The organism is Mucilaginibacter flavus, assembly GCF_030409315.1.
GTDB classification, from domain to species: Bacteria; Bacteroidota; Bacteroidia; order Sphingobacteriales; family Sphingobacteriaceae; genus Mucilaginibacter; species Mucilaginibacter flavus.
On record NZ_JAUFPS010000040.1, the window covers coordinates 1 to 15,508 of the forward strand.

The window sequence follows — 15,508 nt, forward strand, 5'->3', positions numbered from 1 at the left end:
GGTGACCGTCTGCTCTCATTCCTTCTCACTTTATAATGCAAATCTATTTGCTTATATTTTGACAACAAACATAGGAGGGTGGCGGGCGGAGCCTCGCCAGGTGAGTCTTCTACGTTACGCACAATTCCTCAGCCCGTAACAAACATACAGCCAAATACCTTAAACATTTGGTTACCGGTTACAATAGCCTTCAATTGTAACAATCATCAAGGCAAAGCGTACTTAACATATTTTAACTATAATTCGTTTGGTGGTTTGTGTTTGCATTCCTTAATTTAGAAGCTTAATGTTAGCATTGTTATACCCATCCAAAATTCAAAAGCTGTTATATATCGGCTTGTTATTTTTCTTCCTTCCGCGGGTGTCATCGGCACAAAATCTCTTTTTACAAAAAATTGAGATTTGCGACACCGCAACCTTTTGTGTTGACTGTGGTAGCCCTAAAGCAACCTGCGATCCGTTTACGCTCGACCAGATTTCTGACCGCATCAATCGTAAATATATTTTAAAGGACGCCAATGGCACATTAAACTTCCAGGTGTTGGTTGAACCTTCGGGCTTTAGCTGCGTATTGAGTTATGACGATGCTACCAACAGCCCGCTAACCGCCGATTTAATCAGGTACCTTAACGGCTGTATCTGGAAACCGGCAATAGTTGATGGCCGGGAGGTATCGTCATCGGTAAATGTGGCTTTTAAATTCGCGCATGGTGCTATATCGGGCAGAATGGCAAGGCTTGATCTGAGCCAGATGAAACCGGCCGGCGCGCCTGTTATTTACAATACCACCAGCACTTACACCAATCCATCTTTAAAAAATTACGATTTTAAGGTGTGGACCAAATACAATTCGCCACTCCCCGATAATATTAGCCAAACCAGCGCTATTGATAAACTGGATGTGCTATGGTACGCCACATCAAAAGGGCTTACCCGCTTTAACGGCCGTACATTTAACCCGGTTAATGAGTACAACTCCCCTTTTAATGCCGAAACAGCGGTACAGGATATTGCCGTAGATAAGGAGAACGACAAATGGATTTATATTAATAACCGCATCTACAAATTCCACGATGAATCGGGCTGGCAAATTTTCGACTTTAAAAAGTTCCTGGCACCGGGCGTTACCCATATTTTAAACAGCCGCAACGGCGAACTTTTATTTACCACCAAAAGCGGCCTGGTGGTTGTGCGTAAAGAAAAGGTTGTGGTGCTTAATAAAAAGAATCTGCCCGAACTACCATCCGGTGATATCATTTACGCGTTTGACGATAGCCAGAAACGAATTTGGATAGGTACTACTAAAGGCACTATCGTGATTGATAAAAACGCCAGGGTAACCACATTTAATACATCCGAAACACCTTTAAAAAACTTATGTATCTCCGGCTCGGCCGAGGATGAGAATGGCAATATCTATTTCTCGTTACAGGATTATGGGAATAAAACCTTAGCCGACGATGAAAAGGAAGGCATAGCCGTACTTAGGCCCGATGGTAGCTGGGTGCATTATAACGATAAAAACTCGGGTATGCCGTCGAACAACGTAACCAACATGCTTTATGATAAGTTTGACCATGTTTTATGGATGGGAACAGATCAATCGGGCCTGGTGAGGTTTGATTTAAAAGATGGCTGGGAAAATTACCATAACACCAATTCGCCGATGCCCGGTCATAAAATATTTCAGTTGATGCAGGATTCAAAAGGTACCATTTACGCCACCACTGCCAACGGTTTACTGCAAATGACCAGGAAATAACAGGCAAGCCCTTTAAACAGATTAGTTATAGAAAGCTAAGCGCATATTACTTTACGGGTAAATAATTACCCGCTATTTAATTATTACATAAAATTAAAAGCGTCCCTATTCCCCAAAACATACACGCCTACAGCGGATTATAGTTTGGTGTAGATTTTGATTTGCGCTAAACATGTATAAATTTAACCTGGCTTGTATAGTTGACGACGATAGCATTGTGCGCCTTACGTCGGAAGTGATGATCTTTAACTATAAGATCGCTAAAAAAACCATCACTTTTGAACACGGCAAAGCCGCGCTTGACTATTTTAAGCAATTTAAAAACCAACCTGAAATGTTGCCCGAACTCATTCTGCTGGATATTAACATGCCAGTGATGAATGGCTGGGGTTTTATACAGCGTTTTGCCAAATTGCAGCCAACACTTTCAAGAAAAGTAGTTATTTACCTGGTAAGCTCATCAATAGATCCGGCAGACCATAGTCGTGCTACTGAATTAGAATTGATATCGGGTTTTGTTATAAAACCGGTTTCAAAAAAGGCCCTTGAAGAAATGGTAAGGGTTAATATCGATAGCATGGATGACATCACCATGAAAAACTAAAGCAACAAAATCCCCTTTAATGCTTTGGGAAAATAAAAGTATACTCCTATTTAAGCAGCAAGCCTATTCCCCACTTTTTGCACCAGGGTGTTAATATCAAATGGTTTATGGATAAATCCATCGGGAGCTCCTAAACCCTCATCGGGCAGGTTGAGCTCATGCGAACCGGAAATAAGGATTACCGGGATGTGATTGGTATCGGCGCTTTCCTTTAGCTTTCTGCAAAGTTCGCGCCCGTCCAAATCGGCCAGCATTACGTCCATCAATATCAGGTCGGGTTTAAAGGTTTGCATGGTTTTTTCAATTACCTCACCACTGGTTAAAGTCCAGGTATTGTAACCTTCTTCTTCCAATATCAGGCAAATTAACTCTACCATATCAGAGTCATCGTCAACAATTAGTATATTTTTATTCATTTTCATGGGTTGTTGTTAGGTATAATATCAAAATCATGCCAATTTACTATAACTCGATACAATGACTCAATTTGCCTTACCCTGTACTTTTTCCCTGAATTTTTTGTCCTCTTTGTCCTTATTTTTCTTCGCTTTTTTCATCGCTTTATCCTGTTCTTTTTGCTCCTTTGGAGTTATGGGCTGGCCGGGCTGTTTTTCATCGGCTTTGCCAACCCCCACTCCTGCTTTTAAACCACTCAACAGCGTAAACCACACCGTTTTAAAGAAAGGAAAATTAGCCGGGCGAATAAACGCCACATCAGCTATCCGCGGCAGCGCTTTGCCATTATCGGGGTTATCTTTTTTAAGGATAAAGGTATTTGCCAATAGTGAGATAAGTCCTTTTTTGGAGTACCCTTTTTCATCATCACGCTTTAACACATCCACTTTTAAATTGTTATATAAAAAGGTTACTTTCCCTTTTGATATTTTTTGCGTGCTGTTGATATTAAAATCCAGGCTTTTCAACTGCCCGGATGTTATTTTAACCATACCTAAAGGCATCACAGCGGAATTAACATCAACTAAATTTATTGGCCCTAAATGTCCTTTATAACTATAGCTGTAAGCCTTATCAACAAGGTTAAACGTAAAGCCAAGCTCCAATTTGGCTTCCCCCATGAAACGGGTGTTTAGGTTTACCCGGCACAAAGGATTCTTTGCCAGGAGTTCTTTTTTATTGCTGATGTTAAAAAACCGGCCGCTTGTATGCATAAACTTTACGGTGCCTGTTTTACCCGATTCCTCCTTATGCTCGCTGTAATTAACATCTAAATCTTTAATATCCAGGGTATCAATTTCCAGGTCGGTTTTTAACTGGCGGATTGCCCAGTTGGGGAAGGTTACCAGCCTATCGGCAGTTTTTAGTTTACCGTGAGGATTGGTAAAAATATTGAAAAAGCCTTTTCCTAAAGTAATTTTTGCCGCATTGATCCCCTGCCGGCGGCGAAAAGTGCGGTAGTCAAAATGATCGGCTATTATATCATCAAAATGCAGTGTAAACCTATCGTCCTGGCTTTTCTCAAAATAGGTAGCCGCGTTCAAGGGCATGATATCAACACCTGTTACCGTTAACCGTTCGGTTTTTGTACTTAGTTTGATAGACCTTATTTTATATGTATAAAGCCCACCGGCAGATTTACCGGTGTAATTCATCAGCTGGGTAACAATATCACGGCAATATAAAGTGCGGGAGGTATCTGCCTGCGTGGCCGAATCAATAAGCAGGTCATTGGCCTGCACATCCATCTGCTTTAAAACGGAAACCGTTGGTTTTGAGGTAGATTTATTACGATAGGTAAAGCTAATGCCATCCAACCTAATATCCTTTACATGTACAAACTTAAAACTTTTAGAGATTTTTTGATAAAGCGTTCGTTTATCTTTCGGGGCAGATTTATGCGGCTTGTTGCCATACCTGCTGATATAGATTTCGGGATCTTTAAGCGATACCAGATCAACCTCCATTTCTTTTTTGAGCCAGATATCCAACGCGTGTACGCCCGATACTTCCAGCCGTTTTACCCTTAATTCGTATAAGCTATTTGGTGCTTTATCATCCTTTTGCAACTGATGATAAACAGCGGTATCGGGCATGTAACTGATATTGTATAAAACTACCGTACCGCTAAAAACATGTAATTCGGCATTGCTAAAATTTACGTGATACAGGCTGTCAGTACCTTTAAGCACCGCCTCTTTAAGTTTTACCGAAAGTTTGCCGGTTAAAAAACTATCCAAAAATAACGCGACGGCAACTACCAAAATGGCAAGTACCGCGATTACCCACAACACAATCTTTTGCCACCGATGCTTAAGAAATGAAACCACCATACTGTTACCGTTTTGCTTTTAAGCAACCAACGCGGCAGCTTGTGTACAGGTAACAACAACGCGTTTAAATTGTTAAGCTTTTTGAGTAACAAAAAAGGGACAGGGTGAAAATAATGGCGACGTAATTACCGACTTATAACTTGCCATGGGTTTGAACGCTGGCGACGGCTCACCCCGGCTGAAGCCCAATGTCATTAGGTTAAGCTTTTTTCTCCGTAGGGGATGAAGCTTTGTAGAAAAAACAAGAAATAGCGCTCCGTGCCGTAGGTACGGAACCTGAGTAGCGTACCTACGGCACGCAAAAAATCTTAATTCCCGTGTACTACAAAGCTTTTGCTCCCATGGAGCAACTTGTCAATCTCTTAACTAAATGACATTGGGCTAAAGCCACATAGAGGGTGAACCCTATTTTATTTTATTTCCCACCCCTCTATGCGACGCAGTCGGAGAGAGGGGAAGACGGGCGTAGCCTCGTCGGGGTGAGTCGTCTGCGCCATGCAATTTCTGAGGCCCTCGGTTTTATAACAACCTCTTAGCCTCAAATAAATGCTTTTATAGCGTCAATCACTTCCCTGGGCGCGCTAATGTGTGGAAAATGCCCGGTAGCGTTTAAAAATTTCAATTTACTGTGCTTAATATGCTGGTGCAGGTAATCGGCTACAACGCCGGGTACGGCAATATCATGTTTGGCTTGCAGCAGCAATACTTCTTTATCAAGCTTAGCCAATTCGCAGCGCACGTCCGATTCAAAAATTACCCGGGCCACAGCCAAGGCAATATCGGGCCTGATGGCCGATAACGTGTAGGCAAAATGTTCACTTAGTTCGGGCCTTTCTATATTCTCCATAGCGTAGGTTGAAAAACCATCTACCCAGGCGTTGTAATTGCCCGTCATGGCCTCGTACATGCTATCTAACGCCGGCTGGGTAAAGCCGCCTGTATAATTCGCGCTTTCGTCATTAAGGTACCTGGGCGATGCGCCGATAAAAACCATTTTATTGAAATACCGGGGGGCTTTATTGGCCGCCAGCATAGCAATCATTGAACTTACCGAGTGGGCAATAATTGTGGCATCATCAAGTTGCAGATGGACCAATATATCCAGCATGTCATCGGCATAGGTGTTAAGTTGGCTATATCTTTCGGGATTGTATACTTCGGGGTCGGCACCGCCCGCGCCAACGTTATCATATAATACCAGGCGGTAATCGACTTTAAAGGCATCTTTTACCCAGTTCCAGGCGGTTTGGTCGGTTCCGAAACCATGAGCAAAAACTAAAGCACGCGGCGATTGCAGGTTTCCTTCGATAGAAACATTGTTCTTTTGTTTAATAGCGGTAGTCATATCAGGTTTAAACAGAAAAAGTGTTAGGGCACTTAATACGCAGTAAATGTAATGCCTGATTTTAAGCATAGCAAGAGTAATTGCTATTCATTTTATGACCGCATATGAACAGCCTGTGTATCAATAATGAACGGGCGAACAGTTAGACACAAAACAAACAACTGATAATCAATACAATACAACAATGGCATTTACTTTGCGCTGTACTTTTTATTAAGGGGGATAGCACCATGAAGCACCGAAAACAGCTGGAACGGCGTACTTTTTTACAAGACCGTTTTGATATTTTAATTAAACGCCAAAGAAACGGCACTGCCTCCTTTAACGAGCTTACCGAACTGGACGATATTGTAAACCGCGACCCCGCCATACGCGAGAGTATCCTTGTAGAAATGCAGGAAGGCGATAACCCAAAAGATGATCAACTAACCGAGGAAGTAACCGTAATAGCACCTGTCAAACAACCCAACTGGCTGGAAGGGATTAAAGGTTTTATAGGGAGATGGTTTATGGAGATGAATGCTGCGCCCCATGTTATTGCACAGTGATATACCGGGGCTTTTAAGCATCTTCTCCACCCTGTCATCCTGAGGAACGAAGGATCTTCTTCGCCCTGTATGTAGCCTACTTTTCTAATGAAGAAGATCCTTCACTGCGTTCAGGATGACAACGTTTTTTTATAACACCCCATGGGCAACTTGTTTCAGCCTCCATATGCCCGATATACAGCACGCAGGCCGCCCGTCCCGTGGGGTGCCGAAATAAATCCGACATGACTGTTTTTTATCCGGCGTTCATCATCCACATACCACCAATGAACTACTGAACAAATGAACCAATCACTCGCTCCTCAAACTTTTTACTGGGTTTGTGAGCGCCGCTTTAACCGCCTGGAAACTGATAGTAGCAAAAGCAATAAACATCGCTAATAAACCCGCAAGCGCAAACACCTGCCAGCTTACGTTTATCTTGTAGGCAAAATCCTGCAGCCATTTGTACATGGCATACCAGGCTAACGGCGACGCGATCAGGATGGCGATGAATACCAGTTTTATAAAATCTTTAGCTAATAAACCAACAATACCGCTTACGCTGGCCCCTAATACTTTGCGTACGCCAATTTCGCGGGTACGTACCTGGGCAGTGTAGGCTGCCAGGCCCAACAAACCAAGGCAGGATATAAAAATAGCTATGCTTGCAAAATAGGTAAACAGTTTACCTTGCTGCTGCTCATTTTGATACATGTTGTTAAACACTTCATCTAAAAAACTATAGGTAAAAGGATACTCGCCATTATATTGTTTAAACAGTTTTTGAGCTGCGGCAATAGCTTTTTGCGCGTCGCGCCCGGTTGTTTTAATGTAGATGGTGCCAAAATTTTGAGGCGAATACCAAAACATGGCAGGGGCTATTTTCTCCTTCATGGAGGCATAATGAAAATCCTTTACCACGCCCGATATTACGCCCTTATTGCCCTGCATCCTGAAGCGTTTGCCTATTGGATTGGTGATACCCATTTCTTTAATAGCCGCCTCGTTCAAAATGAAATGAGCGGTATCAGATGTTGAGCTGGTGAATGGCCCACCCTCTTTAAACTTCATCTTGAAAAACGAGGGCAAATCTTTATCGGCCACTATGGTGTGGATCATCATGTTTTGCTTAGGGTCTTTACCGTCCCAATCCAGATCGCCGCTAAAACCCCGGAACCTGATCACGTTTTGATTGGATCGGGTTACATCCAGCACACCCGGCTGTTTCAATAGTTCAGCCTTTACGGCATCGTAATGGGAAGCCATATCGCGCATCCAAAAACTGAGTATGTTGGTTTTATCGTACCCTAAATCTTTCTGGCGGATGTAGTTAAGCTGCGCTGTGATAATCATGGTACCAATAATCAGCACTATAGAAAACACAAACTGCGTAACCACCAATATTTTGCGGAACAATACATCGCCAATCCCTGCGGAGATTTTTCCTTTTAAAGCCTTCAATGGCTCAAATGATGATAGCAACAAGGCGGGGTATATGCTCGACGCGGCGAGTGTACCCATTATGGCACCCAGCAATATCAACCAGATATGATAATCGCCCAGGTTTAAATTCATTTCTTTATTTACCAGGTGATTAAAAGCTGGCATCAACAAAAACACCAACCCAATAGCCAGCAAGGCGGCTAATGAAAACAGCAAAGCAGTTTCTACAATAAACTGCATAAACAGTTGAATTTTGGCCGCGCCAATAATTTTACGCATGCTGATCTCTTTTGAGCGCAACATCGATCGAGCGGTGGATAAATTTACGTAATTGATACAGGCTATCACCAAAATCAATACTGCGATGATGATAAAAATGCGCACTGTGCCAATGCCATTATCCGTCATATCTGCATTGTACAAACGCATTTTGCTGAGCGGTAACAGCAGGTATTCGGCATCGGTATCATCAGCTTTGTGGTTAAGGTGAATCTGCCTTATTTTGGTGGTAAGCCCTGTGATAGAAGCACCCGGCTTCATTTGCAAAAAGGTGATGTAGTTTAAAACGCTAAAGTTGGCGTTAACATCATTTTTATCGGCCAGCATTCTTTTTACATGCAAACTAAAAGGCATCAGCATATCAAAATTAAGACTGGAATTTTTAGGAAAATCAGCAATTACGCCGCTCACCACGAAGCTGGCCTTGTTAACATCGGCAACAATCACTTTGCCTATCGGGTCTTGGTCGCCAAAGAATTTCCGCGCCGTTTTTTGCGTGATGACCACCGAATGATCGTCGGTAAACGGTCGCGCCTGGTTACCACGGATCAAATGAAAATCAAACATCGAAAAAAACGCGGGGTCGGTGTAGGCATTCTGCTGATCGGCAAACACCTTATCCTGGTATTTGTATAACGAAAAATCATAATTGCCGGTAATGCGCACCGCTTCCTTTACCTCGGGCAGCTGTTGTTTGGCCATCACTCCTATCGGCGCTACTCCCCAGCTATAAATTTGCCGGCTATTGCCCGTGCCGCCAAATAGCTCTAACCGGTAGATATCTTTGGCATTTTTATGGAAGCCATCAAAACTCAATTCATCCTGTACCCAAACCAATATCAGGATACCAATGGCCAAACCCACGGTTAAGCCAAAAATGTTGATCACCGAATAAAACTTATTCTTGACCAGGTTGCGCCAGGCAGTTTTTATGTAGTTTTTAAACATGATGTTTTGGATGTGCAGATATGCAGATTTCAGATGTGCAGATTATATTTCTGAACCCCGATTAAGCGGACTCATCAGATTTTTTGGATTTTTACTTGCAATTCAAATCCTTTTAATCCAATAAATCTGCTTAATCCTGGTTCAGACTGTTATTTCGCCTTCCTGATGTAAACTCCGCCAAAGGTAGTTTTCATCATAATTTCGGGGCCGCCGCCGGCTATTTTGCCGTAAACCCAGTCGTCAATTTTTAGGCTGTGCATGCCGTTTTCGTTGGTGCGGGTTACGGTTGGCTTATGCGCATCGGTTACCACGTCAAAATCGGTAAAAATATCACCACGATCCGATTTTAGCTTTACGTTGGCTTTTAAACCTGCCGGGAAGGTTACATCAATTTTTCCATTGAGGGTCGAAAAAGCCATCGGCGCCTTTGGGTCGATAGATTTGAAAACTACAATAACAGGTCCGTTCACCGTATTGGCCACCACCGATCCGGATATATCGGTTAGTTTAATGCTGCCATTTACGTTTGATACCTCCAGTTCGCCATCCAAATTGCTGCCGTTGATATCGCCTCCATTTACGGTTGATATTTTATAGCTGCCACCAGATTTTGGCACTTTAATAATGAGGTTAATTGGGCGGCCCATACTGCTGTGAATAGTTACCTGGTTATCCTTTTCATCGGCATTAATATCCATGCCGCCGCTATTCAAACGGTGCATGCCGGTTTGTTTTTCTTTGTCCTTTTCCTTTTCTTTTCTTCTTTCGTCCTGTTGTCCTTCTACCAAAATGGTTTTACCCTCGTAACCACTTATGGTAATGGAGCCATCTATTAAACCAACATTAAGTTTATAGGGCTTACCCGGGTCACTTAGGGGAACAGCCAATTGCTCCTGCGCCAGCAAGCGGCCGGTAAGTAATAGTACTATAGTGAATACACCTAAAATTTTCATCGCTTTCATTTTATCGTTCTGTTATTGTTGTTTTTTGATATAGATATTCCCGTTAAGGGTTTCAAATTTAAAGAGTTTACCACCCGAGCCGATGCGCACATCAGAGTTTGAGCTAAGCTTATACGTGGTACCAGCGCCGCTTTTAGCTTCTGTTTTTACTATTTTGCTTGGCATAATTTCAGCATCGTCAAAATCGGTGAAAAACTTTCCGTTCATGCTTTTAAATGATAGATCGGCCGATAGACTTGCCGGGTAAGTAATATTCATTTGCCCGTTGATGGTGTGATAGGATGATTCGCCGGGAGGCGTTGAAAGATAGTTTACAGTAACCGGGCCGTTCACGGTATGCGCAATGGTAGTGCCTTTGGCATTAACAATTTCGATAGCGCCATTCACGTTATTAACTTTTAGCGAGCCATAAACATCTTTAACGCTGATATGCCCATCGTTAACGGTGGATACCGCGATACTCATGTTAGCAGGCACCTTAATTGTGTACTCTAATTTTACCGTATAATCCCGGTGATGGTCTTCATCGCGGTGGTTCCAGTTGTGGGGTTTGGTGCTGTAGGGCTCGGCGGTGTAGGCTATCAGGCTGTCGGCATTTTGATCAAAGCCTAATTTAAATTCCTTTTTGGCCAAATCCACATCGGCATCTGTTTTGCCTTTAATGGTTTCACCAATTTCTACCAAAACTTTATCGCCGGCGTAGCCTTCCACATTAATGCTGCCCCAAATGTTGTATACCGCTACCACGCCCTGCCCCATGGTAAATTGTTTGGTAACGTGCTCTTTATATTCCTGCGCATTGGCAAGGTTTTGGGCAAAGCAAAGGCCCAACGCCGCGAAAACGGTGAGTAATGTTGTTTTCATAAAATTGTTTCGTGTTGTTAAATGAGTTGTGTTATGGTTTGCCTGATCTTGTCTTTTACGCCCGGATTCAGGTTCTTTTGTTTCAATAATTGTTTAAACGAGTTAACTGATCGTTTTTCCTGCAGCTTCAACATCACATCTGCAATGGCCGATTGCATCAATGGCGAATCCTGCTGAACGATTGACTGGATGAGTCCCTGCCTTACTTCGGGGTGAGATGCCAGGTGGGTTAATGCATCCAGTGTGCTTAAGCGTACGTTTACATTCGGGTCGTTATTCAGCGTTGCAAATAAGGCATCAATCACCTCCTTATCGGCGTGCTTAATCTCGCTGGTGTAACTTACCCCCCTTATTCTTTCAGATGCGCTGGGGTTCTCTAACAGGGCCAGCATCATGGTTTGCTTTAGCTCATGTACCTGCGCGCTCAAGGCCTTCATCTGTTCGTCCTGTTTACCGCCGCTACCGGTACGGAAAGCAAAATAGCCGCAGGTAAAACTAATTAACACAATAACCAGGCTGTAAGCCAGCGGCCACCGTGGCTGCCACTGCCAAAGGCGGGCAAGCTGCTCTTTTAATGACGTCCCCTTCTTTTCCGCTTCCGATTCCTTAAAGGTTTCAAGCATGGCATTAAACTTTACCTGCACATTGGCCGATGGCTGCGGTGTTTCCATCTCCCCCATCAAATCCCAAACCTGTTGCATAGCGGTAAACTCCTGCATACAGCCCTCGCAGCCGGCCAGGTGTTTTTCAAATTCGGCGCGTTCGCTGGGGCCAAGTTCATTATTTACCCATGCGCTAAATTTTTCCTCGTATTGTCCGCAATTCATCTTCATCCTTTTAACGTTCCATTTTGGCATAAATATCTTTCAGTTCCTGCATCGCCCTAAAGGCGCGTACTTTAACAGCCCCCTCGCTGATGCCCAGAATCTGGCCTATCTCCTGGTACTTCAACTCCTGGAACCGGCTTAACGTCAGGATTTCCCGATTATCATCACTTAGTTTAGCCATAGCACGGTGCAGGCCCGCGTTTGCCTGTTTTTTTTCAAACCCCTCATCGGCACTGGTGCCTCCCGGCAGCCTGTCGGCTATTTCGCCGGCATCGTAATATGTATTGCCTGGCTTGTTCTTTTTAACATTGTCCTTAATCACGTTGCGGGCTATCTGGTACATCCAGGCAACAAACTCACCATCGCCGGTAAAGCTATTACGGTAACGCAGCATTTTGTAAAACACGGTTTGTACCATATCCTCGCTGGCCTCACGCTGATAGGTCATGTGGAACAAAAAGCCATACAACGCCCGGTAGTGCCGTTCAAACAGCAAGCCCATCCTATCCAAATCCCCGGCTTTTACCCGGAGCATGATCGTATTATCACTAAGTGCGTTCAAAAAGGCTCGGTTGTTTGTTAATTTATATACTGGAGACTGCCGTAAATTTAAATGGTTACAAAAAAATCAAAGATTTTTTGGATGAAGGATTTTTGGAGCAAGGAACAAGGATTTTTGGAATAATGATTTTCAGAACAAAGAATAAGGACGGGTAGAAGATTAAACTCGCCCGATGTTATTTTAAATAAACCCTTACCTCAAAAATCCTTGTTCCTTACTCCAAAAATCTTTACTCTATAAAAAATCCTTGTTCCTTGCTCCAAAAATCCTTACTCTTACCAAATGCAAATTCACCAACAAGCCATTCGCCTTAGGGAACGTAAACGCGGGTTTCATTTAATTACTGCCGAGGTGTTGCAGGCTATTCCTCAAATTGCGGGGATACGGGTTGGGATGATGCAGGTTTTTATTCAGCATACCTCGGCATCGCTCACCATTAATGAAAATGCCGACCCTACCGTACGGATGGATTTTGAGATGTATTTTAACAAGGCTGTACCCGAGAATGACCCGGATTACCGCCACGATGATGAAGGCAGCGATGATATGCCGGCGCATTTAAAAGCCGCTATGCTGGGAAATTCGGTAACGGTACCTATCCGCAATGGTCGCCCGGCTTTTGGTACCTGGCAGGGCATTTACCTTTGCGAACACCGTAACTATGGCGGCAACCGCGATCTGGTGATTACCATTTGGGGCGAATAAGGGTTTAGCAAAATTGCGCTTCCTGTCACAATCATAACACTATAAGCGCTTTAATTATCAGTTTCACAAATTAAATGCCTTTATTTGCGCCTTTATTATTGACTGATCAATGCGCTATTTAAAACTGAACTACATTTTATGTGCTGTGGGATTGCTTGCACTGGCAAATCCATCATCGGCACAAAACGATTCGATCAAATATGATCACCAGGACCTTTTTGGCCCTATCACCTGGCCGGTTACCGGGCAGGGCACCCGCTCAAACGCCGGCAAACCTTCGCCAACCTACTGGCAAAACCGTGCCGACTACCAGATTAAAGCGGCCCTTAACGAAGGTAAAGATACCACCATTACCGGTGAGGTAAACATTACTTATACCAACAACAGCCCCGATCAATTAGATTACCTTTGGTTACAGCTGGATCAAAACCTTTTTCGCCCCGATTCACGCGGAGCTGCGGTTACCCCTTACAGCGGTGATCGTTTTGATGTTCGTGGCTTTAGCCGTGGTGGTTACCATATTGGTTCGGTTGAGGTTACTTACAAAGGCGAAACTTATAAAGTTACCCCGGTAATTACCGATGCCCGCATGCAATTGCGCCTTAACACGCCCATGGATGGCAAAGGCGAAAAGATATCTGTAAAGATCAACTACGATTTCGCGATTCCTTTTTATGGTGCCGACCGTATGGGGCGTAAAAAATTTAAACAAGGTTACGTATATGAAATTGCCCAGTGGTACCCCCGCATGTGCGTTTATGACGATGTAGAAGGCTGGAACACCCTACCCTACATGGGCCTTGGTGAGTTTTATTGCGAGTATGGCGATTTTGATTACTACATAACCGCCCCTGCCAACATGATTGTGGTAGGCAGTGGTGATTTACAAAACCCCGAAGAGGTTTTAACCCCTGCCCAGCTTGCCCGCCTGGCCGAAGCAAAAGCCAGCGATAAAACCGTTACCATTATTACAGAACGCGAAGTTGGCAAAGCTGCTACCCGTCCGTTTAAAGGTACTTTAACCTGGCACTACAAAATGCAAAACACCCGCGATATTGCCTGGGGCGCTTCAAACGCGTTTATTTGGGATGCCGCTAAGGTAAACTTCCCATCGGGCCGTAAAGGCATCGCTATGTCGGCTTACCCGGTTGAAAGTTCGGGCGTTGATAGCTGGGGCCGCTCAACCGAGTATCTGAAAAACAGCATGGAAATTTACTCTAAAGCTTATTTTGAATACCCATGGAACTCGGCGGTAAACGTATCTGGTGTGGCTTTGGGTATGGAATATCCTGGTGCTATATTCTGCTTAAACAACCTTAAAAAAGGTCAGCTTTGGGGCGATGTAACGCATGAGATTGGCCACAACTGGTTCCCGATGATTGTTGGCTCAAACGAGCGTAAATACATGTGGATGGATGAAGGTTTCAATACATTTATCAATGAATACGCGTCGCAACAGTTTAATAATGGTGAGTACAGCGATACCGCCAAACACGCGCAACGCATTTTAGGCAGCTACCGCCATAGTAAAGACCCTTTGATGACAGCGCCGGAAGCTATCGGCCTGAATGATTACGGTCAGTATTATGATAAAACCGCTCTGGGCATGAACATGCTGCGCAATGTAGTTTTAGGCCCCGAGCGTTTTGATTACGCTTTTCACGAGTACATCAAAAACTGGGCATTTAAACACCCATTGCCTTATGATTTGTTCCGCGCCATGAACGATGCCAGTGGCGAAGACCTTAACTGGTTTTGGAAAGCATGGTTCACCACCACCTGGAAACTTGACCAGGGCATTACCAACGTAAAATACATTGATGATAATGCAGCCCATGGCTCATTGATAACCATTACCAATTACGAAAAAATGGCTATGCCTGTTGATATGAAAATAACCCAGGCCAACGGCAAAACCGAAGTGCTGCACCTGCCGGTTAACGTATGGCAACGCGGCGGCATCTGGACGTTTAAATACCCATCAACAGCAACCATCAAATCAATAGTGATTGATCCGGAGCATGAGCTACCGGATGTTAATCTGAAAAACAACGTTTACTACGGAGAGTAGGTTTAATTAGTGAATTACTGATTTAGTGAATTAGTGATTTCTCTTCTCGTATTATAATTCAAAGCGATGAGTTTAGGCTCGTCGCTTTTTTTAGTTTATAGTCAGGGAAATCGCTTTTAACATTTGGGTATAAGGTAACATCATTCAATGAGCACAATAGGTAGCCGCGACGCGGCATTGAACAATTTAACAAGTCAAAGAATGCTGCATAGCGGCTACCTGTTTGTAGAAGAAAGATATATGCTTTTTTGCTCCATAGGAGCTACCTTGTGCTATACAAATCTTTAAAAGCGATTTCCCTGGTTTTATGCCCCCTTA

14 protein-coding genes are annotated in these 15,508 nt (G+C 43.7%); 6 read left to right on the forward strand and 8 right to left on the reverse strand.

The window, feature by feature from the left end; translation table 11 throughout:
• Positions 1 to 286 precede the first annotated feature (286 nt).
• Both QWZ17_RS18645 and QWZ17_RS18650 read left to right on the forward strand, forming a co-directional pair.
• Positions 287 to 1,762 (forward strand): ligand-binding sensor domain-containing protein, encoded by a 1,476-nt coding sequence (locus QWZ17_RS18645; RefSeq protein ID WP_290306806.1) that lies wholly within the window; start codon positions 287 to 289, stop codon positions 1,760 to 1,762.
• Between the two features lie 172 nt (positions 1,763 to 1,934).
• Complete coding sequence (locus QWZ17_RS18650; RefSeq protein ID WP_290306807.1) at positions 1,935 to 2,366, forward strand: response regulator; 432 nt, start codon at positions 1,935 to 1,937, stop codon at positions 2,364 to 2,366.
• Between the two features lie 50 nt (positions 2,367 to 2,416).
• On the opposite strand, the gene QWZ17_RS18655 is transcribed toward QWZ17_RS18650, so the two are convergent.
• From QWZ17_RS18655 to QWZ17_RS18665, 3 genes are all read right to left on the reverse strand, one after another.
• Positions 2,417 to 2,788: a response regulator gene (locus QWZ17_RS18655; RefSeq protein WP_290306808.1), complete on the reverse strand. Its 372-nt coding sequence runs from the start codon at positions 2,786 to 2,788 to the stop codon at positions 2,417 to 2,419.
• 60 nt (positions 2,789 to 2,848) lie between these two features.
• Complete coding sequence (locus QWZ17_RS18660; RefSeq protein ID WP_290306809.1) at positions 2,849 to 4,654, reverse strand: hypothetical protein; 1,806 nt, start codon at positions 4,652 to 4,654, stop codon at positions 2,849 to 2,851.
• 538 nt (positions 4,655 to 5,192) lie between these two features.
• Positions 5,193 to 5,999, reverse strand: coding sequence for an alpha/beta fold hydrolase (locus QWZ17_RS18665; protein WP_290306811.1), 807 nt, complete (start codon positions 5,997 to 5,999; stop codon positions 5,193 to 5,195).
• Positions 6,000 to 6,229: 230 nt separating this feature from the next.
• Here QWZ17_RS18665 and QWZ17_RS18670 point away from each other — a divergent pair, with 230 nt between their 5' ends.
• Positions 6,230 to 6,547, forward strand: a complete 318-nt coding sequence (locus tag QWZ17_RS18670; RefSeq protein ID WP_290306812.1) for a hypothetical protein — start codon at positions 6,230 to 6,232, stop codon at positions 6,545 to 6,547.
• A 291-nt stretch (positions 6,548 to 6,838) separates the two neighbouring features.
• On the opposite strand, the gene QWZ17_RS18675 is transcribed toward QWZ17_RS18670, so the two are convergent.
• From QWZ17_RS18675 to QWZ17_RS18695, 5 genes are all read right to left on the reverse strand, one after another.
• Positions 6,839 to 9,199: an ABC transporter permease gene (locus QWZ17_RS18675; RefSeq protein ID WP_290306813.1), complete on the reverse strand. Its 2,361-nt coding sequence runs from the start codon at positions 9,197 to 9,199 to the stop codon at positions 6,839 to 6,841.
• Positions 9,200 to 9,348: 149 nt separating this feature from the next.
• Positions 9,349 to 10,161: a DUF4097 family beta strand repeat-containing protein gene (locus QWZ17_RS18680; RefSeq protein WP_290306814.1), complete on the reverse strand. Its 813-nt coding sequence runs from the start codon at positions 10,159 to 10,161 to the stop codon at positions 9,349 to 9,351.
• A 12-nt stretch (positions 10,162 to 10,173) separates the two neighbouring features.
• Positions 10,174 to 11,025 carry a DUF4097 family beta strand repeat-containing protein gene (locus tag QWZ17_RS18685; protein WP_290306815.1) on the reverse strand — a complete coding sequence of 284 codons (852 nt, stop codon included), beginning with the start codon at positions 11,023 to 11,025 and terminating at the stop codon, positions 10,174 to 10,176.
• Between the two features lie 17 nt (positions 11,026 to 11,042).
• The gene (locus QWZ17_RS18690) at positions 11,043 to 11,858 is read right to left on the reverse strand and encodes a zf-HC2 domain-containing protein (protein ID WP_290306816.1); all 816 of its coding nucleotides are present in this window, start codon (positions 11,856 to 11,858) and stop codon (positions 11,043 to 11,045) included.
• Positions 11,859 to 11,862: 4 nt separating this feature from the next.
• Positions 11,863 to 12,414, reverse strand: a complete 552-nt coding sequence (locus QWZ17_RS18695; protein ID WP_290306817.1) for an RNA polymerase sigma factor — start codon at positions 12,412 to 12,414, stop codon at positions 11,863 to 11,865.
• A 282-nt stretch (positions 12,415 to 12,696) separates the two neighbouring features.
• On the opposite strand from QWZ17_RS18695, the gene QWZ17_RS18700 reads away from it, so the two are divergent.
• The 3 genes from QWZ17_RS18700 to QWZ17_RS18710 all read left to right on the forward strand — a co-directional run bounded on the left by QWZ17_RS18700 (position 12,697) and on the right by QWZ17_RS18710 (position 15,478).
• A complete protein-coding gene (locus QWZ17_RS18700; RefSeq protein WP_290306818.1) occupies positions 12,697 to 13,119 on the forward strand; it encodes a secondary thiamine-phosphate synthase enzyme YjbQ in 423 nt (140 codons plus the stop codon).
• A gap of 109 nt (positions 13,120 to 13,228) precedes the next feature.
• Positions 13,229 to 15,190: a M1 family metallopeptidase gene (locus QWZ17_RS18705; RefSeq protein WP_290306819.1), complete on the forward strand. Its 1,962-nt coding sequence runs from the start codon at positions 13,229 to 13,231 to the stop codon at positions 15,188 to 15,190.
• A 147-nt stretch (positions 15,191 to 15,337) separates the two neighbouring features.
• The gene (locus QWZ17_RS18710; RefSeq protein WP_290306820.1) at positions 15,338 to 15,478 is read left to right on the forward strand and encodes a hypothetical protein; all 141 of its coding nucleotides are present in this window, start codon (positions 15,338 to 15,340) and stop codon (positions 15,476 to 15,478) included.
• Positions 15,479 to 15,508: the final 30 nt, after the last annotated feature.

What these genes read in the sequence shown, in the direction of transcription:
- QWZ17_RS18660 (WP_290306809.1), bottom strand. Translation starts at nt 4,654, where the DNA reads ATGGTGGTTTCATTTCTTAAGCATCGGTGGCAAAAGATTGTGTTGTGG.
- QWZ17_RS18655 (WP_290306808.1), bottom strand. Translation starts at nt 2,788, where the DNA reads ATGAAAATGAATAAAAATATACTAATTGTTGACGATGACTCTGATATG.
- QWZ17_RS18650 (WP_290306807.1), top strand. Translation starts at nt 1,935, where the DNA reads ATGTATAAATTTAACCTGGCTTGTATAGTTGACGACGATAGCATTGTG.
- QWZ17_RS18710 (WP_290306820.1), top strand. Translation starts at nt 15,338, where the DNA reads ATGAGCACAATAGGTAGCCGCGACGCGGCATTGAACAATTTAACAAGT.
- QWZ17_RS18705 (WP_290306819.1), top strand. Translation starts at nt 13,229, where the DNA reads ATGCGCTATTTAAAACTGAACTACATTTTATGTGCTGTGGGATTGCTT.
- QWZ17_RS18675 (WP_290306813.1), bottom strand. Translation starts at nt 9,199, where the DNA reads ATGTTTAAAAACTACATAAAAACTGCCTGGCGCAACCTGGTCAAGAAT.
- QWZ17_RS18680 (WP_290306814.1), bottom strand. Translation starts at nt 10,161, where the DNA reads ATGAAAGCGATGAAAATTTTAGGTGTATTCACTATAGTACTATTACTT.
- QWZ17_RS18685 (WP_290306815.1), bottom strand. Translation starts at nt 11,025, where the DNA reads ATGAAAACAACATTACTCACCGTTTTCGCGGCGTTGGGCCTTTGCTTT.
- QWZ17_RS18645 (WP_290306806.1), top strand. Translation starts at nt 287, where the DNA reads ATGTTAGCATTGTTATACCCATCCAAAATTCAAAAGCTGTTATATATC.
- QWZ17_RS18665 (WP_290306811.1), bottom strand. Translation starts at nt 5,999, where the DNA reads ATGACTACCGCTATTAAACAAAAGAACAATGTTTCTATCGAAGGAAAC.
- QWZ17_RS18690 (WP_290306816.1), bottom strand. Translation starts at nt 11,858, where the DNA reads ATGAAGATGAATTGCGGACAATACGAGGAAAAATTTAGCGCATGGGTA.
- QWZ17_RS18700 (WP_290306818.1), top strand. Translation starts at nt 12,697, where the DNA reads ATGCAAATTCACCAACAAGCCATTCGCCTTAGGGAACGTAAACGCGGG.
- QWZ17_RS18670 (WP_290306812.1), top strand. Translation starts at nt 6,230, where the DNA reads ATGAAGCACCGAAAACAGCTGGAACGGCGTACTTTTTTACAAGACCGT.